Raw genomic sequence first — 23,574 nt, 5'->3', positions numbered from 1 at the left:
AAAGGGACGCGCTCGGTGACTTCTGCAGCCACCGCCGGAGGTTACCGGGTCGCCCCGGCCCGGCTCGATCAGGTGGCGGGCGAACTCGGCGGACACGCCGGGACGCTCGCTACCACACAGTCCACAGTGGCCGGTGAAAAGCTCCCGGCGGCGGCCTTCGGCGAACTGGCCGGATCCGCCGCCGCGGCGGCTACTTTCGCGAAGACGATGACGGAACTGGCCGAGCGTCTCGGCAAGCACGTCGAACGGCTTCACACTGTCCAATCAGGACTCACCGCGAGCGCCGCGGGTTATCGCCGCCTCGACGCGCGGGTCGCGGCGATGTACCGCGCGCTGCTCCCGGAGGACCCACTGCCCGCCGCGGGCAACCCGGCCGGGGTCGGCGGCGCGGCGGACACCGGCGCCTGGGCGGGCGAGATCACCCGCAACCGGGCGAAAATCGCCGACGCGCTCACCGGCGAGCGCGACCATCTCGCCCAGCTCCTCGCCCACGGCGGCGACCCGGCCGACGTCGAGCGCGCGCAACGCAGGATCGCGCTGTACGAGGACATTCTCACGCACAACCGGCAGATTCTGCGGTTCGATCCCGCGGGCGACGGCCGGATCGCCGAGCTGATCGGCCATCTCGAACCCGGCACGCGCAGCGTCGGCCTGTTCGTCCCCGGTACCAACACCCGGCTCGACAACTTCGACGGCTACGCCGGGCTCGGCAGGAGCCTGGTGGCCGCGGACCCGGCCGGGCGGACCGCGATGGTCGTCTGGGCCGACGGTGTTTTCCCACAGGGCGTCGCCGCGCAGGCCCCGGACTCCGGTTACGCGCGGACGCAGGCTCCGGATCTCAAGACGTTCACCGACGAACTGCGCGGCCAGATCGCGAGCCATGCCGGCCGCGACGTCATGGTGACCGCGATCGGGCACAGCTACGGCGGCGCCACCGTCGGGCTCGCCGAGAAGCTCGGTCTCGACGTCGACCGCGTGCTGCACGTCGAATCGGCCGGGATGGGGCACGGGATCTGGGATCCTTCGGACCTCCCGCCGAGCCAGGCCGGGGTCCAGCGGTACTCGATGACCGCGCCGCTCGACCCGATCGTCGTCGCGCAGGGCAACGCCCGCGTGGCGGAATGGCTGGGCTCGGACATCGGGCACGGCGCCGATCCGGACACCTTCCCCGGCGTCACCGACCTGGAAACCGGCAGGGGCGCGAACGGCGAACTGCTGTGGGGCGTGTCCGCGCACAACGACGTCCTCAAGCCGGGATCGGACTCGTGGAGCAACATCTACGACGTGATCACCGGCGGAACGGTCACCCCGGAAGGCAGCCTCGAAGGCCTGAACATGGTGAGGATGGTCCCGTGATCACCGAGAGCACCGATCTCGACCGGCTGGCCCAGGAACTGACCGCGGTCATCGACCGGGTCGCCGCGACGTTCGGCGAGGGCGCGCTGCGAACCGTCGCGGGCGAACTCGACTGCGATCCGGCCCGGCCCGGCGTCCTGACCTGCTGGCAGTACGGCGTCCGGCTGGAGCGGCCGGTCAACGCCGAACGCCGCCTCGTCGAGCTCGTCGTCCCCACCCTGGAACGCGACGGCTGGCAGGTCCGCGACCGCAGCACCGCGCTGGACCTCGTCGCCCGCTGCAGCCGCGCCGGCGCCGATTTCACCGTGCACGTCGCCCGCTCCGGCGCCGGTGTCGCCATCGTCGGCTCCACCCGCTGCGTCACCCCCTGAATCACGTGAGATCTCCGTCCAATCACGCGAGTTCCGCCCCCAATCACGCGAGTTCCGCCTCTGATCACGTGACTCCTCCATTTTCGCCCCGGGGAGGGTTCGCAGGTCTCGCGTGATCGAGGGGAGGTCTCGCGTGATCAGGAGGAGATCTCGCGTGAGGGGGCGAATCGGGAGGGGCGCCAGGAGCGGCGGCGGCCCCGGCGGAACGCGGCGACGGCGAAACCGGCGGTGACGGCGGCGCCGACCCCGGCCAGTGCGAGCACGCCCGCGACGCGGTCGGCGCGGGGGCGGGCGTCCGAAGCGGCGGGGATGACGGCCGGGAGCGACGCCGGTTTTCCTGCCACACCAGGGCCCGTGACGTCGGCGGGTAGTGCGGAGGACACCGCGGCGTAGGCGTCGACGACGCCCCAGCCCCGGCGTGGGTCACGACCGCCGGAGGACGGCCGGTGCGCGGTCAGCAGGAGCCGGGTGACCACCTGGTCGCCGGTGAGGTCGGGCTGGTACGCCCGCACGAGCGCGGCGACCCCGGCGACGTACGCCGCCGCGAGGCCCGGATTCGTGATGCCCCAGCGATGTCCGCCCCCGGTGCCCGCCGAAGTGCTCACCAGGTCCGCGCCGGGGGCCGCGATGCCGAGGTAGTCCCCGGCTTCGGTCTGCGCCGGCTCGCCCGCGACGTTGACCGAGCCGACCGCGAGCGTCCCCGGCGTCGCCGTCGGGTAGGTGCGCCCGCCCTGCTGGGTCGCGGCCGCGGGCGAAACGACCACGGCGCCCTTACCCCGCGCCCGATCGACGGCCGCCGCCAGCTCCGGGCTGTCCGAAGTGGACGGTACGGCGACGAGGATCACCCCCGCGCCCTTCTGCACGGCCTGATCGATCGCGGACGCGAGTGCCTTCGGATCCCCGCCTTCGGTGCTGCCACCGCCGGTGGTGTACCGGATCGGGAGGATCCGCGCCGCCGGCGCGATCCCGGCGAACGTCGTCGACGGATCCGGTTGCGCCGCCACGATTCCGGCCGCGATCGTGCCGCGCCCGTCGCAGTCCGACGCCGCGTCGCCGCCGCCGGTGAGCTGTCCGCGCAGCTGCGGGTTCTGCCCGTCGACCCCGGTGCCGACCACGGCGACCACCTGCTTCTCGCCCCGGGTGAGCGGCCAGATCCGCGCCGGGTCGATCAGCCGCTGCCCCCACGGGACGGCCCCGGTGTACGTGCCGAGCGGCGTCGCGCACTGCCCTTGCGCGGGCGGCGCGGCCGAGGCTGTCGCGGGAAGTCCCAGCGCGAGCAGACCGGCGACCGCCACCACGCCATCGAGCCGTCTCCGCACTCCCCCAAGTTAGGCCGGGGCACCCCACGGGAACGACGGCAATTCCACCGTCGCGGCCTCGCGAGGCCGTCAGTGCAGGTCCATGCCCAGGTCCAGTACGGCGGAGGAGTGGGTCAGCGCGCCCACCGACAGGTAGTCCACCCCGGACCGCGCGTATGCCCCGGCCCGGTCCAGGGTCAGCCCGCCGGACGAGTCCAGCCGCGTTTTCGGGGAGACCTCGTCCCGCCGCTCGACCGCCCGCGCGCACTGCTCCGGCGAGAAGTTGTCCAGCAGGATCTCGTCGGCGCCGAAGAGCAGTGCCTCCTCCAGCTGCGCCAGATCGTCGACCTCGACCTCGCACGGCAGTTCCGGCGCGTGCTCCCGCACGGCCTCGAGCGCCGCGGTCACCGAACCGGCCGCCACGACGTGATTGTCCTTGATCAGCACCGCGTCGCCGAGCCCGAGCCGGTAGTTGACCCCGCCGCCGCAGCGCACCGCGTACTTCTGCAGCAACCGCAGTCCCGGCAACGTCTTGCGGGAGTCCCGGATCGCGCAGCCTGTACCGTCCACTTCGGACACCCAGGCCGCGGTGGCGGTGGCGATGCCGGAGAGATGGCACAGCAGATTCAGCGCCGTCCGCTCGGCGGTCAGCAGCCCGCGCACCGGACCGCTCAGCACCAGCGCGGGCTCGCCGGCGACCAGCCGCTCGCCGTCGTCGCGAGCGCCCAGCACCTCGTAGTCCGTGCCCAGCACGGCGTCGAAAACGGCCAGCGCCACGGGAATCCCGGCGACGACACCGGGAACGCGGGGCGTCAGCTCGGCCAGCGCACGGGTGCCCGCGGGCACGGTGGCGGCGGTGGTCGCGTCACCGCCGTACCGCAGGTCCTCGGCCAGCGCCGTGGTGATCACGCGCCGGACGTCGGCGATGTCCAGCCCGTACTTCACCAGCGCCAGCTCGACATCGGGCGAAAACGGGAACAGCTCTGGGAAAACCTCTGTCATGCCACACCCTCCATGCGAATCTCCTCGGCCAGCACCGGCTGCCCGGACGGGCTGAGCCGGACGTACTGGCTCCGCCGCCAGTCCAGTCCACCACGATCGGGGAAGTCCGTGCGCACGTGACTGCCCCGCGATTCGGTGCGCCGCGCGGCCGCCGCGAGCAACGCCTGCGCCACCACGGTGAGCGCGGCGTCCTCCACCGCCTTCTGTGTCCACAACGGACTGTCGTGATGGGACAGATCGAGCACCGAACCCGCCGCCGCGAGGCCGTCGGCGTCCCGCCCGATCGCGGCGTACCGGCTCATGACCCGCTGCAGCGCGTCGCGATCGGCGGTCACAGCCGTCCCGCGTTCCGGCAGCCGCCCGCGTGCCGGATCGGCGAGCAGCCCGGCGGCCAGGTCGGCGGACACCGCCTCGGCGACCCGCCGGCCGACGACCAGGCCCTCCAGCAAACTGTTGGACGCCAGCCGGTTCGCGCCGTGCAGCCCGGTGCGGGCCACCTCGCCGGCCGCGTAGAGCCCGCGCACCCCGGACCGTCCGTCCGCGGTGGTCACCACGCCGCCACAGGAAAAATGCGCGGCCGGGGTGACCGGGATGGCGTCGACGGCTGGATCGACACCGAGCGCCGCGCAGGCCGCGTGCACGGTGGGGAACCGCTTGGCGAAGCCGGAAATGCTGGTGGCGTCGAGGAAAACGTGATCGTCGACGCCGCCGGGCGCCTGTGCCATCCGCCGTGTGACCGCCGCCGACACCACATCGCGCGGCGCGAGGTCGCCGAGCGGGTGGACCCCGCGCATCACCGGCGCCCCCGCCGCGTCCAGCAGCGTCGCCCCCTCGCCGCGCACCGCCTCGGTGACCAGCGGGCAGCGGCCCCGCGCGCCCGGGGAGTACAGCACCGTCGGGTGGAACTGGACGAACTCGATGTCCGCCACCGCAGCACCGGCCCGCAACGCGAGCGCGAGCCCGTCGCCGGTGGCGATCTCCGGATTCGACGTCGCCTGGTACAGCTGGCCGGCCCCGCCCGTCGCGAGCAGCACCGCGGGCGCACGCACTACCCCGGGCACGCCGTTCCGGTCGAGGACGGCCACCCCCGCGACGTCACCGGCGGGCGTGCGCAGCGCGTCGACGGCGATGTGGTGCTCCAGCACGGGAATCCCCTGGCCCCCGGCCTTGGCGACCAGGGCCCGTTCGACCTCGGCACCGGTCGCGTCGCCACCGGCGTGGATCACCCGGAACGCGCTGTGCCCGCCTTCCCTGGCCAGCGCCGGGCCGCCGCCCGCCGCGACGTCGAAGCGGGCACCGGCCGCGCGCAGCCAGGCCACCGCCGCCGGGCCGCCGTCCAGTATCGAACGCGCGGCGTCCTCGTCACAGAGTCCCGCACCCGCGACAAAGGTGTCCTCGGCGTGTTTGCCCACCGAGTCGCCGAGTTCGTGTTCCCTCTCGAGCACGACCGCGATGCCGCCCTGCGCCCAGCGGGTGTTGCCGTCGGCGACCGCCGCCTTGGTGACCACCAGGGCGTGCAGGCCGAGCTCCTGCGCCCGCAGCGCGGCGGTCAGCCCCGCGACCCCGCTGCCGATCACGACCAGATCCGCGCGCGCCTCCCAGACGGGGGTTTTCGCCTGGAAGTCACTAACCGGGGTGGTCATTCGCCGCCGCCGGGCTGCCCGATCTCGATCATCCGCCGCACCGAAGCCCGCGCCTTCGCCGCGGTTTCGGGGTCGACGTGGACCTCGTCGGCGCCTTCGCGCAGCGAGCGCAGCAGGGCCGCCGGGGTGATCATCTTCATGTACCGGCAGGAGGCCCGGTCGTTGACCGCGCGGAAGTCGATCTCCGGCGCGGCCTTGCGCAGCTGGTGGATCATGCCTATCTCGGTGGCCACCAGCACCGACTTAGCGCGCGTGTCCCGCGCGGCGTGCACCATGTCCCCGGTGGACAGGATCTTCACCCGCTCCGGCTCCACCGCGCCCTCGCCCGCGAGGTACAGCGCCGAGGTCGCGCAGCCGCATTCGGGGTGGATGAACAGGTCCGCGTCCGGGTTCTCCGACGCGCGCGCGGCGAGCTCGGCGCCGTTGATCCCGGCGTGCACGTGGCACTCCCCCGCCCAGACGTGCAGGTTCTCCCTGCCGGTCACGCGCTTGACGTGCGCGCCGAGGAACTGGTCCGGCAGAAAGAGAACTTCCTGGTCCGCGGGGATCGAAGCGACGACGTCGACGGCGTTCGAGGAGGTGCAGCAGATGTCGGTCTCCGCCTTGACCTCGGCGGTGGTGTTCACATAGGACACGACGACCGCGCCGGGGTGTTCGGCCTTCCATGCCCGTAGCTCGTCGCCGGTGATGGAGTCGGCGAGGGAACAGCCGGCCCGCGCGTCCGGGATCAGGACGGTCTTCTCCGGTGCGAGAATCTTCGCGGTCTCGGCCATGAAGTGCACGCCGCAGAAGACGATCGTGGACGCGTCGCTGCTCGCCGCGATCCGGCTGAGCGCGAGCGAATCGCCGGTGTGGTCGGCGATGTCCTGGATCTCCGGCACCTGGTAGTTGTGCGCCAGCAGCACGGCGTCCCGTTTGCGGGCGAGTGCCCGTACCTCGTCCGCCCAGTCCGCGTTCGCCTCGACCCCGCCGTAGGGCGTGAGATCGGTTTCCATCGTGATGGTCATACCTGGCCCTCCTGGACCCGTTCTCGGTTTTCGCCTTATAATCGAAAACCGTGCGAAGTCATCTTAACACCCGCGCCCCGCTGGCCCACGAGGTTTTGGGGGCAGTACTTCAAGTGCGCTCGGACACACTCCGGGTGCTGCTGTGGCAGCGCGCGCTCGATCCCCACCTCGGCCGCTGGTCCCTGCCCGGCGGACGGCTGCGCCCCGACGAGGACGTCGAAACGTCCATCCGGCGCCAGCTCGCGGAGAAGGTCGACGTGCGCCAGCTCAAACACGTCGAGCAGCTGGCGGTGTTCAGCGCGCCGGACCGCGTTCCCGGCCCGCGCGTCGTGGCCACCGCGTTCCTCGGCCTCGTCCCCTCCGACGTCGACCCCGAAATCCCCGAGGACACCGCGTGGCACGACGTCGCCGAGCTGCCCCGGACGGCGTTCGACCACGAGTCGATCGTGCTGCGCGCCCGGGACCGGCTGCGCTCGAAGCTCTGCTACACCAACCTCGGCTTCGCGCTGGCACCCGAGGAGTTCACGGTGTCCGCGCTGCGCGGGCTCTACTCCGCCGCGCTGGGCTACCGCGTGTCGGCCACGAACCTGCAGCGCGTGCTTTCGCGGCGCGGCCTGCTGGAGCCGACGGGACACACCGCGCCGCCCGGCCGTTCGGGCGGCCGCCCGGCCGCGCTGTTCTCCTTCGCGGGCAAAGGGATGCAGATCACCGACCCGTTCGCGGTGTTCCGCCCGCCGTCGGGCCGCTGACCGTGCTGCGCGGCGCCCGTTCGCCCCGTACCGTGGACGGGTGGCCGAGCCGGAGCAGGAAACCAGCGAGACGACGATACTTCCGTTGTTCCCGTTGCAGACCGTGCTGCTGCCCGGAACGCACCTGCCGCTGCACATCTTCGAACCGCGCTATAGACAGCTGACCGCGGACCTGGTCGGCGGCACCGTCCCCGGGCGCGAATTCGGCGTCGTCGCGCTGCGCACTCCGGTGGTCCGCGAGGTCCGTGGTCTGGACCACCTCTACGACGTCGGGTGCAGCACCGTCCTGCGCGAGGCCAAACGGCTGCCGGACGGACGTTTCGACGTGGTGACCACCGGACGGCGCCGGTTCCGGCTCCGCGAGATCGACTGCGTCTCCGCGCCGTACCTCATCGGCTCGGTCGACTGGGTCGCCGACGACCCCGTTCCCCCGGCCGCCGCGGACACCGCGGCACGCCTGGCCGAGGTCGCGCGGGCGGCGCACGAGCGGTACTGCGAGGCCGCCTGGCGCTCCGACGACTGGCAGCACCCCGACGCCGACACCGACATCGCCGAACTCGCCTACCAGCTCGCCGCCGACTGCCTGCTCCCGCTCGCCGACCGCCAGCGCCTGCTGGAGGAGACGCACCCGCTGCGCCGGCTGCGGATCGTGTGCCGGCTGCTGACCCGCGAGGCCGGTTTTCTCGCCACGCTCGGCGCCGTCCCGCTCCCCCCGAGCGAACTGACCGACCTGAGCCGCCCGGCCAACCTCAACTGACCGGCGCGAGTCCCACACTCACGACAGTGAGTTCCCCATTCGCGACAGCGAGTTCCCCGCTCACGGCACACGCGAACGTGGAACTCGGGAACCCGAGTGTGGGACTCGGGCGGCTGAACGTGGGACTCGCGACCGGACTACTTCGCCGAGCCGGAGCCGGAGCCGGAGTCCGAGTCCGAGCCGCCGTTCCCGTTCCCGCCGCCGAACTTGTTCCAGACCTTGCCCGCGGCGCCCGAGACCGCCTCGCCGACCTCGCTGAACGCCTTGACCAGCGGGTCGCTCGACTCGCTCCACGAGTCGCGGTAGGACTTCGCCGCGGACTTGAGGTCGTCGGTCCAGTTGGACGCCGGGGCGTCGTCGTCGCGGCGCAGGTAGTCCCCGGCCAGGATCGCGCGGTACTCCTCGGACGCGGCCCACTTCTGCAGCTGCGCCGCGCGCACGACGGCGAACGGGTGCGACAGGGTCTCGACGTTGCGCAGCTTGAGAAAACTGTCGCGGATGTCCTCGACCGACTCGTACTCCGCGGCCTGCTGGAGGAACGACGGGATGTCGATCTTCGCGGGGTCGATCCCGCCCGCGACCAGGATCTGCGCGCGCAGCGCCGCCGTCGGGTCCTGCCCGCACAGCAGCCCGGCCCGGTCGCACGAAAGCTCGGCCTTGCGGAACCATTCGTGCAGCGCGGCGATGACCGCCCGCAGCCCGAGCGCGCTCACCGGCGTCCACGACATCGACAGCTGCATCTGGATGAGCCGCACCAGGATCGTCCGGTACACCGTGTGCCCGGACAGCACGTGCCCCATCTCGTGGCCGATCGCGAACCGCAGCGACTCCGGGTTCATCAGCTCGACCAGCCCGGTGGTGAGCACGATGAACGGCTCGTCCATCCCGATCGCCATCGCGTTCGCCTGCGCGTCGCGCTGGATGAACACGTTCGGCACCGTTTCCAGGTCGAGCGTCTCGGCGCATTCGTGCCGCAGCCGGTCGATCTCCGGATACTGCTTCGTGCCGACCCGGATCGCCGAGGCCAGCGCCATCAGCCGGTCACCACGTTCCGAGTAGAACCCGGCGACGGCCTTGACGACCTGTGCGAACCCGGGCACGGCACGCAGGGCGGCCAGCGCGCCCCGGTCCACCGGATGCTCGTAGGCGCGGGGGCTGATCCCCGGAAAACGGACGGCGTTGTGCCGCGAAACCTCGATGTCGTCGGTCATGCGATCCCCTCTGAGTCTGAGGTGACCCAGACTAGGGCAAAACGCTCAACCGAGGCGCCGGCCCAGGTCGTCACGCCCGTTCCACGCCGTGAGCAACGCATACACCAGCGCCGTCGCCAGCGGTGCCGCCAGCACCACCCAGCCCGACTCCAGTTTCGGCGCCTGCTCGACCACCGAACCGAGCGCCGGCGCCGCTGTGACCTCGAAACGCGCGTTGCCGAACGCGACGCCCATCTGCATGCCGAGCCACGCGGCCAGCGCCGCCCCACCGACCGCGGCGATGAGCACGACCGGGCCGCGCCGTTCCCGCAGCAGCCACGTCACCACGCCGATCAGCAGGCCGATCCCGAGCGCGAGGAAACCGTAGATGGCGAGATCGTCGAAACGGTGCCAGCTCTCCATCTCCAGCGGCACGAGCTGCCCATCGGAGGTGACCACCCGCAACCGCTCCGGCGGCGCGATCCGCGACCACAGCCAGCCGAGCGGGATCCCGAGCAGCCCTGCCGTGGACAGCACGCTCACCGCGGGCAGCAGATCGGCCTTGACGACCACCTTCGGCCGTTCCCGCCGCGGCCGCCACAGCACCGGCACCGACCACGGGTCCGCGACGGCCGACGACCGGTGCGCGGCACCGCCGGAAGACTCAACCACCCGGGGCTCCCTCCTGCACAGCTGTCGACCGAGCGTAACCGGTCGACGCCCGGAGTCACAGAGTGGTCAGCTCGCCGCGCCGCGGGATGATCGGTGCCGCCGTCACTTCGGGGCCGAGGCCCGCCCGGCGAACGTCTCCGGGTCGAATTCGCCGCCGAACCACGGCGACAGCCCGGCGCGGGCCTGGGTCACGAACTCCTCGCGGCTCACCGTGCCGAGCCCGGCGGGCAGCACGCCCAGCAGCGGGGCGCCCGCCGCGGTCGGCAGGTCCTCGAGATTGGACAACGCGGCGAGATCGGGATCGGCGGGCCACGAGCCGACGACGACCCCGGCGACGTTGATGCCGCGCCGGGTGGCGACCTCCGCGGTCAGCGCGGTCGCGTTGAGCGTGCCCAGCCCCGCCTCGGCGACGATGATCACCAGCGCGCCCAGCGACCAGGCGACGTCGGCGAGCCCGCTGCCCTGTTCGTCGAACCGGACCAGCAGCCCGCCCGCGCCCTCGATGAGGGTCAGGTCGTGCTCGTCGTCGAGTTCCCCCGCGGCGCGCGCGACCTCGGCAGGGTCGACCGCCGGGATGCCGCTGCGCCGCGCGGCCGCCTCCGGGGAGAGCGGGTCCGGATATCGCCGCAGCTCCCGGGTGGTGACGACGTCTCCGGCGAGGCGCACGACGTCGTCGAGATCGCCGGGCTCCCCCGGTAGTACCCCGGTCTGGGCCGGCTTCAGCACGGCCACGCGCTGACCGCCCGCGACGGCCAGCGCCGCGATCGCCGCCGTGGTGATCGTCTTGCCGACGCCGGTCCCGGTCCCCGTCATCACCAGCATGCTCACGTGCTGACAACTTAGTGACTTCGCCGCCTCGGCGCCCCCTCGGGTGTGAGGGGGCTCTCCCCGCCGGGTGGCGGGAAGAGCCCCCGTTCCGGGGTTATCCGGCGGTCTTGCCGTTCAGGTGCGCTTTCACCGGTGCCCGCACGCCGGCGGGCACGAAATCGCCGGTGCGGCCGTCCCACAGCGACACCTGCGCGGCGCCGACGTCGAAGTACATGCCGGTCAGCGTCAGCTCCCCGCGTGATTCGGCGTCGGCCACCAGCGGGTAGTGCCGCAGGTGTTCCAGCTGCTGCAGGATGTTGTGCAGGGCCAGCCGGTCGGGTTCCCTCGCCGGGCGGGTACCGCCGATGGTCACCGTCTCCGTGCGCCGCGCGCTCGGTTCGGCGTGCCGGAGCCAGTCGGTCAGCAGCGGTGTCCCGTTGGGCGCGCCGTTGGCGAGCGCGCCCATCGCGCCGCAGCTGGAGTGCCCGCACACCACGATCTCGCGGACCCCGAGCACGCCGACGGCGAACTCCACGGCCGCGTTCATCGAGGAGTCGGCCTGTTCCGCCGGGACCAGGTTGCCGATGTTGCGCACGGTGAACAGGTCGCCGGGCCCGCTCGTGGTGATCAGGTTCGGCACGATCCGCGCGTCCCCGCAGGTGATGAACAGCGTGTGCGGTTTCTGGCCGTTGGCCAGCCCGGACAGCGTGTCCTTCAGCAGCGGCGCCGTGCGGCGGTGGAACTCGCTGGCGCCACGCAGGGTCGGGCCGCCGCGCTGGTTGGGCACCTGGACCTCGGTGGCCTGCCATTCCGACCACGGCGCGAGCCAGCGGGGCACCGCGCGGGCGGCCGCGATGCGGCTGAGTGTCGGGCTGCCTTCCTTCCCCTTGGCGAACCACGGGTGGCCGACCTCGTCGACGGTCACCGTGCCGCCCGCGCGTTCGTGGGCCTGCTGCCAGTTCGACAGCGTCTCGAACGCGGCGTGGTCGAGATAGTCCACGACGAGTTCCAGTTTCACCGTGGCACCCTCGGGGACCTGGGCGAGCACCTTGGTCAGCCGTGGCACGGACAGGAACGTCAGCACACCTTCGACCATGACGCGCCAGTCCTCGTTGTTGTCATCAGCGCCGTCGCGTTCGACGTGGATGCCGGACCACATGGTGCGGCGCAGCATCAGGAACAGCGACAGCGCGATCCCGGCGAGCACGCCCTTGAGCAGGTCGAGCGCCACGACGCCGAGCAGTGTCACGAGGTAGACGTACAGATCGCCATGGGTGTGCACCTGGCGGACGTGACCGGGGTTGACCAGCTTCGCGCCGACGTGCACCAGCAGCCCGGCGAGCGCGGCCAGCGGGATGCTCTGGATCAGGCCGCTCAGCGCGACCACGAACACCAGCACCCAGACGCCGTGCAGGATCGCCGAAGCCCGGGTTTTCGCCCCCGCGCCGACGTTGGTGGAACTGCGCACGATGACGCCGGTCACCGGCAGCCCGCCGATCGCGCCGGACACCATGTTGGCGGCGCCCTGGCCGATCAGCTCGCGGTCGAGGTTCGCTCGTTTGCCGGTGTGCAGCTTGTCCACCGCCACGGCCGAGAGCAGGCTTTCGACGCTGGCGATCACCGCGATGGTGACCACCGCGAGCGCGAAACCGCCCCAGCCGCCGGACGGCAGCTGCGGGACGAGCTGGATGTTCAGCACGTCACCGGGCAGCTCGACCCGGGGCAGCGTCATCCCGGCCAGCACCGACACCGCCGTCGCGACGGCGATCGCGGCCAGCGGACCGGGCACGCGCTGGACGATCTTCGGCAGCCGCGGCCACAGGATCAGCAGCGCCAGGGTGAGCAGCCCGATCAGCGTCGCCGAGTCGTGGTGGGCGACGATCTGGCCCGGCAGCTCGGCGATGTTCTTGATCGCGGAGCTCTGCGCGGTCCCGCCGAGGATCACGTGCAGCTGGCCGAGCACGATCGTCACGCCGATCCCGGCGAGCATCCCGTGCACGATCGCGGGCGAGATGGCCAGCGCGGCACGGGCGACGCGGGACAGGCCCAGCAGGACCTGGAGCGCGCCGGCGGCCACGGTGATCGCGCAGGTGGTCGCCCAGCCGAAGGTGGCGATGGTCTGCGCGAGGACGACGGTCAGCCCGGCCGCCGGGCCGCTGACCTGCAGGGCCGAGCCGCCGAGCGCGCCGGCGACGATCCCGCCGACGACGGCGGCGATCAGCCCGGCCACCACCGGGGCACCGGAGGCCAGCGCGATCCCGAGCGAGAGCGGGACGGCTACGAGGAAGACCACGAGCGATGCGGGCACGTCGTGTCTGAGCACGGCAAGAAGTCGCATGGTCACCAGATAACCCCGAACGTGGTGAAATGTCCGCTATATCCAGCCCATTCGGGTGTAAAACTTTCGTTACCAACACGTTGCGTAGCTACAGAGAGTGGTTCACTGGCGCCGGGAACGCCCACTGCCTCCCTTCTGCTACCCAGTGGAGACGGATGCACAGGCGGCGGGAATGGCGGTCCGGTGTCATGAGCACCACGGAAGATTTCGGTCATGAGGACAGGAAACCGAAAAACTCCCGAAATGTCCGCTATGTAAAGATCTTTCAGGTTTAATCCCAGTGCCTGAGAGGGCGGGTTTTCGCACGTCAAGGCCGCATCGAACCCGATCGAACTAGCCCTTTCGCAGGAAAACGCGCACGGAGTGACATGGGTCACACACGCTGCGTCGCCACTCGGCCGGGTTGCCCACCTTCGGGTGAACTGTCCCGGCTCGGGCTGCGGCGGCCGCCGCGAGCGAGGACGGGGTAATCAGGCGAGCGACACCGGGAGCGACTCGAGACCGTGCACCAGCATGCTCTCCCGCCAGCGCAGCGTCCCGGGCTCCGCCGCCAGCCGCAGACCGGGAAACCGCTCGAGCAGGCGGCCGATGGCGATCTCGGCCTCGAGCCGGGCCAGCGGCGCGCCCACGCAGTAGTGGATCCCGTGGCCGAACGCGACATGCCCGCCCGCGGCACGGGTGACGTCCAGCTCGGCCGGGTCCTCGAACCGCTCGGCGTCCCGGTTCGCACCGAGCAGCGAGAGCAGCACGAACTCGTCGGCGGGGATGGTGACCCCGTCCAGCTCCACCGGTTCGGTGGTGAATCGCAGCGTCGTCAGGCTGGCCGGGCCGTCGTAGCGCAGGAACTCCTCGATCGCGCCCGGCAGCAGCGCCGGGTCCGACCGCACCAGCGCCAGCTGATCCGGCGCGCGCAGCAACGCGAGGACGCCGTTCGCGATCAGGTTGACCGTCGTCTCGTGCCCGGCCACGAGCAGCAGGAACGCCATGGAAACCAGCTCGGTGCCGTTGAGCCGCTCACCCTCGTCGGTCGCGTGCACGAGGTCCGACAGCAGGTCCTCGGCCGGTTCGGCGCGCTTCCGTTCGATCAGCTCGGCGAGGTATCCGTGCATCTGCTCGGCAGCGGTCTTGATGGCCTCGGGCCGCGCGCTCGACAGCAACGTCTTCGTCCAGCCCGTGAAATCCGCCTGGCACCCGAGGGGTACACCGAGCAGCTCGCAGATGACCGTGATCGGCAACGGCGCGGCGAACGCGGGCAGCAGGTCGACGCTCGGCTGCCCGGCCATCGCGTCGAGGAGCGAGGCGGTGATCTCCTCGATCCGCGGGCGCAGCCGGGCCACCGTGCGGCTGGTGAACGCCTTGTTCACCAGCTTGCGCAGCCGGGTGTGGTCGGGCGGGTCGCTGTTGAGCATGTGGGTCGTCAGCTCCTGGCCGAACGCGCTCACCCCGTCGCCGCCCATCCGCGCCCGGAACAGCTCGTGCGCGCGCCCGGTGTCCTTGCTCAGCCGCGGATCGGCCAGCAGCGCGCGAACGTCGGCGAAACCGGTCACCAGCCAGCACGGCAGCCCGCGTGGCAGCTGGATCCGCTGGGCCGGGCCCGCCTCGCGCAGCCGCGCCATCACCGCGTGCGCGTCCTGGGTGAACTCCTCGCCGATCTCCGTGACGTCCTCGGGCCTCATCCCGCGGCACCCCCAGCCTTCCCGGGCGTGGCGGGGTCTCCCTCAGCGTTCGGCCAGCGCCGCCACCACGCGTTCGGTCACGTCTTTCCAGTATGCCCGCTGCCCGGCCCGCTCCTCCGGGCCCGACAGCCACTCCTGGTGGAAACGGAGCGTGGACTTCTGCCCGGTGCCGCTCACCGTCACCTGCATCGTCGAATCGTGGTCCCAGTCCTTCGGCCGCCAGGTGAGCCGGATCCGGTCGCCCTCGTGGAAACTCCGGATCTCCCCGGTCGTGCCGTTCGCCGTCTCGTACACCGCGCCGCGTTCACGGGGCAGCTCGGCGCCCGGCCCCAGCCAGATCTCCGCCCCCTCCTTGCTGACCAGGAATGCCCACAACCGCTCCGGCGGATACGGCAACGTCCGGGAAACCCCTATCTGCCAACCACTTTCGGCCGTCTTCCCCACTTCAGCATTCACCGGCCCATCATGACAGCCACCACCGACGAAAACCGTCCCCGGTCCGGGTGCAGGATCTCTACTCGTGCGCTACCGCCCCATTTCCCCGGCCGCGCTGACGGCCGAACTGACCGACCGCATCGAGGCCGTCACCGGCCGCCGCCGGATCGCGGTCGCGATCGACGGCGCCGACGGTGCGACGGAAACCACAGCACTCGCGAACGCGCTGGTCGATCCGCTACGCCTGCGAGGGCGGCCGATCGTGCGGATTTCCGCGCGCGATTTCCTGCGCCCGGCGTCCCTGCGGTTCGAACACGGCAGGCACGACCCCGACGCCCGCTACACCGACTGGCTCGACGTGAACGCCCTGCGCCGCGAAGTCCTCGACCCGCTCGCCGACGGCGGCCGCGGCGCGGTGCTCCCCGCGCTGTGGGACGCCGAACGCGACCGTGCCACGCGGCGGGACAGGGTGCCGGTGCCCGAAGACGGCGTCGTGCTCATCGACGGCGAACTGCTGCTCGGCGCCGGACTCACCTTCGACCTCGCCGTGCACTTGTGGCTCTCCCCCGCCGCCCTGCGCCGCCGCGTCCCGGCCGACGACGCCTGGGCGCTGCCCGCTTACGCACGCTACGAACAGGAGGTCGATCCCAGCGCCCTCGCGGACGTCGTGGTGCGCGTCGACGACCCGCGGCACCCGGCGATCTACGAGCCCACGTGATCGCCATGGTCGTGCCGATGACGGCCGACGTCGCGAACGCTCCGTTGCCGACGATGAACGTCCCGAACGGAGCGTTCGCGACATATCCCCGGGACCGGTCAGCCGAGGCGCGCGAGGAACTCCAGCACCCGCTGCCAGGTGAGTTCCGCCGCGGTGGTGTCGCCCGGGAGGCTCTCCTGGGTGTCCGGATCGGTGTAGAGGTGCGAAGCGCCGGGATACCGCCACGTCTCGACGTCCGGCTTGCCCGCCCACGCCGCGTACCGGTCCGCCTCGACCCATTCGTCGGGGTCCGCCGCGTGCAGCGCGGCCGGCACGCCCGGCACGTACTCCGGCGCGTGGTGCAGCATGACGAGCGCGCTCGCGTCCCCACGGGTCCTCGCGAGGTTCGCGGAAAGGCTCGCGCCCAGTGACAGCCCGGCGTGGACGAGCCCGCCCGCCAGGCCGTCGACGACGGCCGCGGCGCGCCTGAGCAGCTCCGGGTATCCGATGCCCCGGTTGATCGCCATTCCGTCGACGACGTTGTCCGCGCTCTTCCCCGCGTAGAGGTCCGGGACGTGCACGACGTGCCCGGCAGCGCGCAGCCGTTCGGCACCCGCGAACACCGCCGGGCGCAGGCCGAGCGCGGAGTGGAAGAGAACGATCTCGGCCATCAGCGCACGGCCGCCACGGGTTCGCCGTCGAGCAGGCCGGACAGCCGCCCGGCCATGGTGTCCCAGCGCCAGTTCTCGGCGACCCATTCCCGGCCCGCGACACCCATCCGCCGCGCCCGCACCGGATCGGCGAGCAACGCCGCCAGCGTCTCGAGCAGCTGGCCGCCGTCGCGGCCATCGACGACGTGGCCGGTGACCTCGTCCAGTACGGCCTCCGGCGCGCCACCGGAGCTGCCCGCGACCACGGGCAACCCGGTCGCCGAGGCCTCCAGGTAGACGATCCCGAGCCCCTCGACGTCCAATCCCTTGCCCCGTGTACGCGCGGGCATCGCGAAGACGTCCCCGGCGTTGTAGTGCGCTGGCAGTTCCGCCCACGGCACCGAGCCGGTGAACACGACGTCGTCCGCGACACCGAGGGCCTCGGCCGCCTGCGTGAGGCGTTTGCGGTACGGGCCGCCGCCGACGAGCAGCAGCGCCGCGCCGGGAATCCGCTTGCGCAGCTCCGGGAGCAGGCACACGAGCATGTCCTGTCCCTTGCGCGGTACCAGCCGGGACACGCAGACCACCGTCGGCCGGTCACCGAGGCCGTACCGCGCGCGGATCTCCTCGCGCGCGGCCGGGTCCGGTTTGTACAGCGCGGTGTCCACTCCGGACGGAAGGAGTTCGAGGCCGGCCATCGGGCCGAACGCGGCGGCGAACCGGCGGCGGGTGTACTTGCTGACGTAGGTGACGACGTCGACGGTGTCCCCGATGCGGCGCAGCGCCTGCCGCGACCCCGGCAGCATCGACCAGCCGACCTCGTGGCCGTGCGTGGAAGCCAGCACCCGCCGCGCACCGGCCCGCCGCAACGGATGCCCCAGCAGCGCGAGCGGCGCGGCGGCGCCGAACCAGACCGCCTCGCACTCGCGGGCGCGCATGATCTGCTTGGCGCGCCGCAGCACGTCGGGGGTGGGCAGCATCAGCGACGTCGGATGCCGGACCACCTCGAACGGCGCCTCGGCGTCGAACTCGGTGTGCGAGCCCGTGCTCGACTCCCACGACGGCGCGTAGACGACCAGGTCGTCCGCGGGCAGCCGGGTGGCCAGCGAGTTGAGGTAGTTCTGGATCCCGCCAGGGCGCGGCGGGAAGTCGTTCGTCACGAGCAGGGTCCTCAGCACACCGTGCAGGTTACTGATCGCCGGCAACGAAAGCGGGGCGGCACCGCGTGTGCGGTACCGCCCCGTTCCCGGGTCTTGCTCGGCTCAGCTGCTGGGGCGCGTGGCGCCCGCGTACTGGCTCTGCAGCGGCGAGATCTTGACGACGTCGCCGGTGTCCGGCGCGTGCACCATCTTGCCGTCACCGATGTACATGCCGATGTGCGTGATCGGCGAGTAGAAGCCGACGAGGTCGCCCGGCTGCAGCTGGTCCCGCGAAACCGGGGTGCCGCCGGAGGCGATCTGCGCGTCGGCCGTACGCGGCAGCTTGACGCCCGCCTGCTTGTAGGCCCACAGCATCAGCCCGGAGCAGTCGAACGTGCTTGGGCCGGTGTCACCGTAGACGTACGGGCTGCCCAGCTTGCTCAGCGCCGCGTCCACCGCGGCCTGCGCCGCGGGCCCGGGTGCCTTGACGTTGGGCCTGCTGCCGCCGGTGTCCTTCTGCGCGGCCTTGTCGGAGGAGCTGAGCAGGCCTGCCTGCGTCTTCAGCTCCGCGACCTGCGCGTCGAGGGACTTCTTCTTCGCCTCGATGTCGCTGGTGAGCTTCGCCGCGGCGTCGCGGGCGTCCTGCGCGCGCTTCTGCGCGTCGGCCGCCTTCGCGGTCGACGCGGCGGCTTCCTTGACGGCACCGCTGAGGTTGCCGAGCGCCACGTTCTTGTCCGCGGAGAGCACGTCCAGCGCAGAGGAGCGCTCGAGGAAGTCCTGGGTGCTGCCACCGGCCAGCAGCGCGGACAGCTTGTTCAGCTGCACACCGCTGGTGAAGGAGGCACCGGCGAACTTGTCCACCTCGGTGCGGAACTTCTTCTCGTTCTCGGCGGCCTTGGCACCGGCGTCCTTCGCGGCGTCGGTGTCGGTGGCGGCCTTGTCGAGGTCGCCCTGCTTGGCCTTGAGATCGTCCTGGGCCTTGAGCAGTTCCTGGTTCATCTTCTCGGCCTGCGCCGAGAGGTCGCGGTACTTGGCCAGCGCGTCCGAGGAATTGCCGGGCGGGACCTGGGGGGCGGGGGACGGGGCGGCGGAGGAGGCCGCCGGCTGGGCAAGGGTGACGACGGTGATCACCGCTACCGCGGCCATGGCACCTGACACCACCCGCTTGACTGGATGCGACTGCACGGTCGCGCGGGTCTCCTTTGCTCTCGGCCGCCTACCGGCCCGGGACTGGCACACCTGCCGAAGAGGTCGGGGGCCCTCTTCGCCACTTCGTCCCGGCCGCGTACCTGGCCGTGCTCTTCCGCAACAGGTGAGGCACGCGGGTGGTTCCGGTCCCAGCTCCCCGACAAAGCTGTTCCGGCGGCGATCCCGTGTCGCCGTCCCAATGACGACTGCTGGCCACGAGATCTCGGACAGGTTACGAAACGACCGGGTGCCCGTCCACCAAGCCCCCGTTAAAAACTCTGCGTGACGCGGCTAAACACCATCGGACCAGCGAGGGAGAAATACTGTGACAGGCGCCACACGCTGGACCTTTATCGAGTGCCGTTTCGGCTACCGACCGTTTACCGAGCGAATCGACCTTTCACCGCGTAGCCACGAATCGGGCGAGTCAAGCGGATTGTCGCCCTCCGTCCGGTACCAGCCGGAGTTTCGGCACCATTCCGGCCTCGGCGAGCGCGTCGACCGCGCGACGCTCCTCGGCGTCCCACACGACCGCGGGCGGCGCGCCGAGCAGCACGCTGACCACGCAGTCCGAGCAGGCGTCGCCGCGGACCGCGCACCGGTCGCAGTCGACGATCAGGGTGTCGATCTCGGCCAGGTCCACGTCGACCGGGCGGTGGCGGGTGTCGTCCATGTCGGGCTCCTCACAGTTTCCGTACCGTCGAAAGCACGGTAGGAGTCACCACCGACAGTTTTCGCGCGCTCACGACGAGCAGGCCGCGCGGGTGTAAGCCCGTCGCGCCTCAGACCCGGCTCAACCTGCTGACCAGCACCGCCGACGGCGCCGGATGCGCACCGCCGCCGCGGACCGAGTCCGCGACCGCCCGGTCCGAGGTCACCACCACCATCGGCCGTCCGGCGGGCTCGGCCGCGACCAGCGACCTGATGACGTCGTCGGCGAGCACACCGCGTTCGGAGAACAGCACCCGGACACCGCGCGGCACCGCGGCCGGGACGGAGAGCACCCCCGCGCCGTCGAAGACGACCGTGACCTCGGCGCCGGTCCGCGCGGCGAGCGCCGAAAGCTGGTGGATCAGCCGGTCCCGCTGGTCGGCGAGCGCCAGCTCGGGGTAGCCGGTCTTGGTGACGTTGTAACCGTCGACGATGAGGTGCACGTTCGGCAGCGCCAGGTACCGGTCGAGCGCCGAGACGTCCTGGATCCGCCCGCCCTGGCCGAGCCCGGAGCGGGTCCCGCGGATCATGTCCGCCGGGCGCGCGCCGCGGGCGCCCAGCGCCAGCTCGCGGCGCAACCCGGTGACCGCTCCGTCGATGGTGTCGATGAGCAGGCCGAGGCGCACCTCGTCGGCCTCACGGGCTTCCCTGGCCGACTGCCGCGCGATCTCCGCGTCGGCGACCGCGCGCTCGGCACGGGCCCGCTCGTTCGCCACCCGCTGCCGTTCCCGTTCCAGCTGGCCGTTCAGCGCGGCGATCTCCTCGTCGCGGGCGGAGGCGCCGGACTCGGCCTCGGCACGCGCGGCCACCGCCGCGTCTTTGGCCTGCCTCAGCTGGACGCCCTGCTCACGCAGCCGCTTCAGCAGCTTTTCGACCTCGGCTTCCCGTTCGCCACGGGCGTTCTCGGCGATTTCCCGCGCCTTCTCCAGCTCCACCCGCAGCTGCGCGAGTTCGGCCTCCAGTCGCTGGTTGCGGGCCAGCGCGGCGTCCCGTTCGGCCCGCAGCGCCGTCTCCTCGGCGTTCTTGGCCACCAACCGGACCCGGCCCGCCGCGCTGGCCTCGCCGAGCAGCACCGCCGCGGCGGCCGCGGCGACGGAATCGGGGGCGTTCGGGTCGAGCACGTCCGTGCGGTGCTCCCGCAGCCATTCGATGACCGCGGTGCGGAACTGGGAGGACTCACCCAGCGCGGTGAGCAGCGCCGCCCCGCCGAGCTTCGCGCGCTTGGCCGGGGCGAACTTCGCGACCGGGCGCAGCTGCCTCGGCACGTCCGCGGCCGGGAGTTTCGCCACCGCGGCGGCGGCCAGCTCGGCGATCCGGTCACGCACCGGCTCGGGCAGCGCGCTCCAGGTCGCCTGCTCGGGCCGGGCACACTCCGCTTCGGGACCGGCGTCCGGGCGCGGAACGACACCCGAGGGGCCGGCGGCGTCCTCGGGCAGTTCCGGGTCGGCCGGCTGCGGGTGCATTGCACCAGGGTAGGCCCCGGACCGGGAATCCGCGTCGCGTGGGACAGCTTGCGCGCGCGCCGGGAATGTCGGTGGCCGGTTCTACTGTGCGGGGATCATGGACGCACGTGGACGCACCGGCCAGGCTCAGCTGGCCTTCGACGAGCTCGGCACTCCCTTGCGGGACACCACTTTCGTCGTGTTCGACCTGGAGACCACCGGCACGAAACCCGGGCCGGACGGCATCACCGAGATCGGCGCGGTCAAGGTCCGCGGCGGGCAGGTGCTCGGCGAGTTCGCGACGCTGGTCGACCCCGGTACGCCGATCCCGCCGCAGATCGTCTCGCTGACCGGCATCACGCAGGCGATGCTGTACGACGCGCCGCGGATCGAGCGGGTGCTGCCCGCTTTCCTCGAGTTCATCGGCGGCAGCGTCCTGGTCGCGCACAACTCCGGCTTCGACGTGTCGTTCATGCGCGCGGCCTGTGAGGGACACGGTTACGTCTGGCCGAAACCGCCGGTCGTGTGCACGGTCCGGCTGGCCCGCCGGGTCATCCCGCGCGAGGAGGCGCGCAGCTACCGCCTCTCCTCGCTGGCCATGCTGCTCGGCTCGCGCACCCGGCCGACGCACCGCGCGCTCGACGACGCCCGCGCCACCGTCGACGTCCTGCACGCGCTGCTGGAACGGGTGGGGAACCTCGGCGTGCACACGCTCGAGGAGCTCGTCGACTACCTGCCCGAAGTCACCGTGGCGCAGCGCCGGAAACGGCACCTCGCCCACGACCTGCCGTCCCGGCCGGGCGTGTACCTGTTCCGCGGGCCCGGCGACGAGGTCCTCTACGTCGGCACGGCCAAGGACCTGCGCCGCCGCGTCCGGCAGTACTTCACCGGTTCGGAGAGCCGCGGCCGGATCCGCGAGATGGTCGGGCTCGCCGAGCGGGTGGACACCGTCGAATGCGCGCACGCGCTCGAGGCCGAGATCCGCGAACTGCGGCTCATCGCCGCGCACCGGCCGATGTACAACCGCCGGTCCAAGAACCCGCACCACGCCTGGTGGATCGGGCTGACCGAGGAGGCGTTCCCCCGGCTGTCGGTGGTCCGGCTGCCCCGCCCCGGCGTGCTCGGCCCGTTCCGCAGCCAGACCGACGCCCGCACCGCCGCCGACACCCTCGCCGGCGCGTCCGGCCTGCGGACCTGCACCCAGCGCATCTCCCCGACGTCGGCCTCGGGAACACCGTGCGTGCTCGCCGAACTGGGCCGCTGCGGCGCACCGTGCGCCGGACGGCAGACCGTCGAGGCCTACTCCCCCGCCGTCGACGCCGTCACGGAACTGATCGCCGGGCACGGCGCCGGGCCACTGCGCAGCGCCGCCGCCCAGCTCGACCGGCTCGCCGAGGGGCAGCACTTCGAACAGGCGGCCCGGCACCGCGACGACCTCGCCGACCTCGTCCGCGCCGTCGGCAGGGCCCACCGGCAGGCCGCGCTCGCCGCGATCACCGAACTCGTCGCGGCCGCGCCGGACGGCGCGGGCGGCTGGGAGTTCGCGATCATCCGCCACGGCAGGCTCGCCTCGGCGGGCGTCGCCCGGCGCGGCGTCCCGCCCATGCCGATCGTCGAACACCTGGTGGCCGCCGCCGAGACCGTGCTGCCGGGTCCCGGCCCGCTCCACGGCGCCGCCCCGGAGGAGGTCGGCGTCCTGCTCCGCTGGCTGGCCCGCCCCGGCGTCCGGCTGGTGCGGACGAGCAGGCCATGGGCCGAACCCGCCGCCGTGGCGGGCTGGACGGGCTGGCTCGACCTCGCCTCCGGCGCGCGGTCACTGGAACGGGTCGCGGGCTGAGCCCCGCCGACCCGGCTAGGATCGCGCGAAGCAGCAACCCGAACTTGGGAGGACAACCGGTGATCACCGCCATCGTGCTGATCCAGGTCGAAGCGGACGCGATCCCGTCCGCCGCACAGGCGATCGCGGATCTCGACGGCGTCGGCGAGGTCTACTCGTGCGCCGGGGACGTCGACCTCATCGCCACCGTCCGGGTCGCCGCCCACGAGGATCTCGCCGACCTCATCCCCGGCCGCATCGGCAAGGTGCCCGGCGTCCTCGACACCGTCACCCACATCGCCTTCCGCTCCTACTCTGCCGCCGACACCGAATCCGCGTTCGAGATCGGCGTCGAAGGCGCCTGAATCGCTTCGCTCCCGGGTTCTCGGTTCCCCGCGTCCCGAACGTCGCGTTCAAGACGCCTGACGATGCTGCTCGGCAACGCTGGCGAGGGGGTGCCGAGGGACGCCTTCGGTGCGTTGACTGCACCGAGGGACGCCCTCGTCGCACCCAACGCGACCAGGGCGTCCCTCGGCATCCGGCCTCTCCGAACAGCCACCGGCATCGCCGAACGTCGCGAACGCTCCGTTCGCCACATGCCGAAGAAAGCCGTTAAGGCCACCTTGCGGG

23 protein-coding genes are annotated in these 23,574 nt (G+C 72.1%); 8 read left to right on the top strand and 15 right to left on the bottom strand.

What is annotated here, in order from left to right; genetic code table 11:
* The first annotated feature begins 15 nt into the window (after positions 1-15).
* Complete coding sequence (locus ACFW0G_RS40310; protein ID WP_378330802.1) at positions 16-1,356, top strand: alpha/beta hydrolase; 1,341 nt, start codon at positions 16-18, stop codon at positions 1,354-1,356.
* Positions 1,353-1,727, top strand: a complete 375-nt coding sequence (locus ACFW0G_RS40305; RefSeq protein ID WP_378330801.1) for a hypothetical protein — start codon at positions 1,353-1,355, stop codon at positions 1,725-1,727. The genes ACFW0G_RS40310 and ACFW0G_RS40305 overlap by 4 nt, the downstream gene beginning before the upstream one ends.
* Before the next feature lie 137 nt (positions 1,728-1,864).
* Here the strand turns inward: ACFW0G_RS40305 and ACFW0G_RS40300 are convergent, their stop codons facing one another.
* From ACFW0G_RS40300 to nadA, 4 genes are all read right to left on the bottom strand, one after another.
* A complete protein-coding gene (locus ACFW0G_RS40300; protein WP_378330800.1) occupies positions 1,865-3,046 on the bottom strand; it encodes a S8 family serine peptidase in 1,182 nt (393 codons plus the stop codon).
* 69 nt (positions 3,047-3,115) lie between these two features.
* Positions 3,116-4,027, bottom strand: coding sequence for a carboxylating nicotinate-nucleotide diphosphorylase (nadC, locus tag ACFW0G_RS40295; RefSeq protein WP_378330799.1), 912 nt, complete (start codon positions 4,025-4,027; stop codon positions 3,116-3,118).
* Positions 4,024-5,670, bottom strand: a complete 1,647-nt coding sequence (locus ACFW0G_RS40290; protein WP_378330798.1) for an L-aspartate oxidase — start codon at positions 5,668-5,670, stop codon at positions 4,024-4,026. The genes nadC and ACFW0G_RS40290 overlap by 4 nt, the downstream gene beginning before the upstream one ends.
* On the bottom strand, positions 5,667-6,677 hold the full coding sequence (gene nadA / locus ACFW0G_RS40285; protein WP_378330797.1) for a quinolinate synthase NadA: 1,011 nt from the start codon (positions 6,675-6,677) through the stop codon (positions 5,667-5,669). The genes ACFW0G_RS40290 and nadA overlap by 4 nt, the downstream gene beginning before the upstream one ends.
* Before the next feature lie 113 nt (positions 6,678-6,790).
* On the opposite strand from nadA, the gene ACFW0G_RS40280 reads away from it, so the two are divergent.
* Positions 6,791-7,426 carry an NUDIX domain-containing protein gene (locus tag ACFW0G_RS40280; protein ID WP_378330819.1) on the top strand — a complete coding sequence of 212 codons (636 nt, stop codon included), beginning with the start codon at positions 6,791-6,793 and terminating at the stop codon, positions 7,424-7,426.
* Positions 7,427-7,466: 40 nt separating this feature from the next.
* The gene (locus tag ACFW0G_RS40275) at positions 7,467-8,183 is read left to right on the top strand and encodes an LON peptidase substrate-binding domain-containing protein (RefSeq protein WP_378330796.1); all 717 of its coding nucleotides are present in this window, start codon (positions 7,467-7,469) and stop codon (positions 8,181-8,183) included.
* 137 nt (positions 8,184-8,320) lie between these two features.
* On the opposite strand, the gene ACFW0G_RS40270 is transcribed toward ACFW0G_RS40275, so the two are convergent.
* The 6 genes from ACFW0G_RS40270 to ACFW0G_RS40245 form a co-directional block, all read right to left on the bottom strand.
* On the bottom strand, positions 8,321-9,394 hold the full coding sequence (locus ACFW0G_RS40270) for a M48 family metallopeptidase (protein WP_378330795.1): 1,074 nt from the start codon (positions 9,392-9,394) through the stop codon (positions 8,321-8,323).
* Positions 9,395-9,439: 45 nt separating this feature from the next.
* A complete protein-coding gene (locus tag ACFW0G_RS40265) occupies positions 9,440-10,045 on the bottom strand; it encodes a DUF2567 domain-containing protein (RefSeq protein WP_378330794.1) in 606 nt (201 codons plus the stop codon).
* Positions 10,046-10,147: 102 nt separating this feature from the next.
* A complete protein-coding gene (bioD, locus tag ACFW0G_RS40260; protein ID WP_378330818.1) occupies positions 10,148-10,867 on the bottom strand; it encodes a dethiobiotin synthase in 720 nt (239 codons plus the stop codon).
* Positions 10,868-10,967: 100 nt separating this feature from the next.
* Positions 10,968-13,190 (bottom strand): SulP family inorganic anion transporter, encoded by a 2,223-nt coding sequence (locus tag ACFW0G_RS40255; RefSeq protein WP_378330817.1) that lies wholly within the window; start codon positions 13,188-13,190, stop codon positions 10,968-10,970.
* 470 nt (positions 13,191-13,660) lie between these two features.
* Positions 13,661-14,866 carry a cytochrome P450 gene (locus ACFW0G_RS40250; RefSeq protein ID WP_378330793.1) on the bottom strand — a complete coding sequence of 402 codons (1,206 nt, stop codon included), beginning with the start codon at positions 14,864-14,866 and terminating at the stop codon, positions 13,661-13,663.
* 42 nt (positions 14,867-14,908) lie between these two features.
* Positions 14,909-15,262, bottom strand: coding sequence for an SRPBCC domain-containing protein (locus ACFW0G_RS40245; RefSeq protein ID WP_378330816.1), 354 nt, complete (start codon positions 15,260-15,262; stop codon positions 14,909-14,911).
* Positions 15,263-15,386: 124 nt separating this feature from the next.
* Here ACFW0G_RS40245 and ACFW0G_RS40240 point away from each other — a divergent pair, with 124 nt between their 5' ends.
* The gene (locus tag ACFW0G_RS40240) at positions 15,387-16,019 is read left to right on the top strand and encodes a uridine kinase (protein ID WP_378330792.1); all 633 of its coding nucleotides are present in this window, start codon (positions 15,387-15,389) and stop codon (positions 16,017-16,019) included.
* Positions 16,020-16,117: 98 nt separating this feature from the next.
* On the opposite strand, the gene ACFW0G_RS40235 is transcribed toward ACFW0G_RS40240, so the two are convergent.
* From ACFW0G_RS40235 to ACFW0G_RS40215, 5 genes are all read right to left on the bottom strand, one after another.
* On the bottom strand, positions 16,118-16,669 hold the full coding sequence (locus tag ACFW0G_RS40235) for a dienelactone hydrolase family protein (protein WP_378330791.1): 552 nt from the start codon (positions 16,667-16,669) through the stop codon (positions 16,118-16,120).
* Positions 16,669-17,826, bottom strand: a complete 1,158-nt coding sequence (locus ACFW0G_RS40230; protein ID WP_378330790.1) for a glycosyltransferase family 4 protein — start codon at positions 17,824-17,826, stop codon at positions 16,669-16,671. The genes ACFW0G_RS40235 and ACFW0G_RS40230 overlap by 1 nt, the downstream gene beginning before the upstream one ends.
* An 84-nt stretch (positions 17,827-17,910) precedes the next feature.
* Positions 17,911-18,972: a C40 family peptidase gene (locus ACFW0G_RS40225; RefSeq protein ID WP_378330789.1), complete on the bottom strand. Its 1,062-nt coding sequence runs from the start codon at positions 18,970-18,972 to the stop codon at positions 17,911-17,913.
* 430 nt (positions 18,973-19,402) lie between these two features.
* Positions 19,403-19,648, bottom strand: a complete 246-nt coding sequence (locus tag ACFW0G_RS40220) for a hypothetical protein (RefSeq protein ID WP_378330788.1) — start codon at positions 19,646-19,648, stop codon at positions 19,403-19,405.
* Between the two features lie 109 nt (positions 19,649-19,757).
* Positions 19,758-21,149 carry an NYN domain-containing protein gene (locus ACFW0G_RS40215; RefSeq protein WP_378330787.1) on the bottom strand — a complete coding sequence of 464 codons (1,392 nt, stop codon included), beginning with the start codon at positions 21,147-21,149 and terminating at the stop codon, positions 19,758-19,760.
* A gap of 97 nt (positions 21,150-21,246) precedes the next feature.
* Between ACFW0G_RS40215 and ACFW0G_RS40210 the strand changes: the two genes are divergently transcribed.
* The 3 genes from ACFW0G_RS40210 to ACFW0G_RS40200 all read left to right on the top strand — a co-directional run.
* The gene (locus ACFW0G_RS40210) at positions 21,247-22,965 is read left to right on the top strand and encodes a DEDD exonuclease domain-containing protein (protein WP_378330786.1); all 1,719 of its coding nucleotides are present in this window, start codon (positions 21,247-21,249) and stop codon (positions 22,963-22,965) included.
* 59 nt (positions 22,966-23,024) lie between these two features.
* Positions 23,025-23,309: an Lrp/AsnC family transcriptional regulator gene (locus ACFW0G_RS40205; RefSeq protein ID WP_378330785.1), complete on the top strand. Its 285-nt coding sequence runs from the start codon at positions 23,025-23,027 to the stop codon at positions 23,307-23,309.
* A 63-nt stretch (positions 23,310-23,372) separates the two neighbouring features.
* The coding region (locus tag ACFW0G_RS40200; protein WP_378330784.1) for a hypothetical protein at positions 23,373-23,574 on the top strand (202 nt) is incomplete at its 3' end.

Source organism: Amycolatopsis sp. NPDC058986 (assembly GCF_042741125.1).
Lineage (GTDB): Bacteria > Actinomycetota > Actinomycetes > Mycobacteriales > Pseudonocardiaceae > Amycolatopsis.
The sequence above is the reverse complement of the archived record's forward strand: the minus strand, read 5'-3'. Positions and strand labels throughout refer to the sequence as shown.

Coding starts and splice junctions, on each gene's coding strand:
- nadA (WP_378330797.1), bottom strand. CDS start 6,677: ATGACCATCACGATGGAAACCGATCTCACGCCCTACGGCGGGGTCGAG.
- nadC (WP_378330799.1), bottom strand. CDS start 4,027: ATGACAGAGGTTTTCCCAGAGCTGTTCCCGTTTTCGCCCGATGTCGAG.
- ACFW0G_RS40290 (WP_378330798.1), bottom strand. CDS start 5,670: ATGACCACCCCGGTTAGTGACTTCCAGGCGAAAACCCCCGTCTGGGAG.
- ACFW0G_RS40250 (WP_378330793.1), bottom strand. CDS start 14,866: ATGAGGCCCGAGGACGTCACGGAGATCGGCGAGGAGTTCACCCAGGAC.
- ACFW0G_RS40255 (WP_378330817.1), bottom strand. CDS start 13,190: ATGCGACTTCTTGCCGTGCTCAGACACGACGTGCCCGCATCGCTCGTG.
- ACFW0G_RS40235 (WP_378330791.1), bottom strand. CDS start 16,669: ATGGCCGAGATCGTTCTCTTCCACTCCGCGCTCGGCCTGCGCCCGGCG.
- bioD (WP_378330818.1), bottom strand. CDS start 10,867: ATGCTGGTGATGACGGGGACCGGGACCGGCGTCGGCAAGACGATCACC.
- ACFW0G_RS40270 (WP_378330795.1), bottom strand. CDS start 9,394: ATGACCGACGACATCGAGGTTTCGCGGCACAACGCCGTCCGTTTTCCG.
- ACFW0G_RS40210 (WP_378330786.1), top strand. CDS start 21,247: ATGGACGCACGTGGACGCACCGGCCAGGCTCAGCTGGCCTTCGACGAG.
- ACFW0G_RS40220 (WP_378330788.1), bottom strand. CDS start 19,648: ATGGACGACACCCGCCACCGCCCGGTCGACGTGGACCTGGCCGAGATC.
- ACFW0G_RS40215 (WP_378330787.1), bottom strand. CDS start 21,149: ATGCACCCGCAGCCGGCCGACCCGGAACTGCCCGAGGACGCCGCCGGC.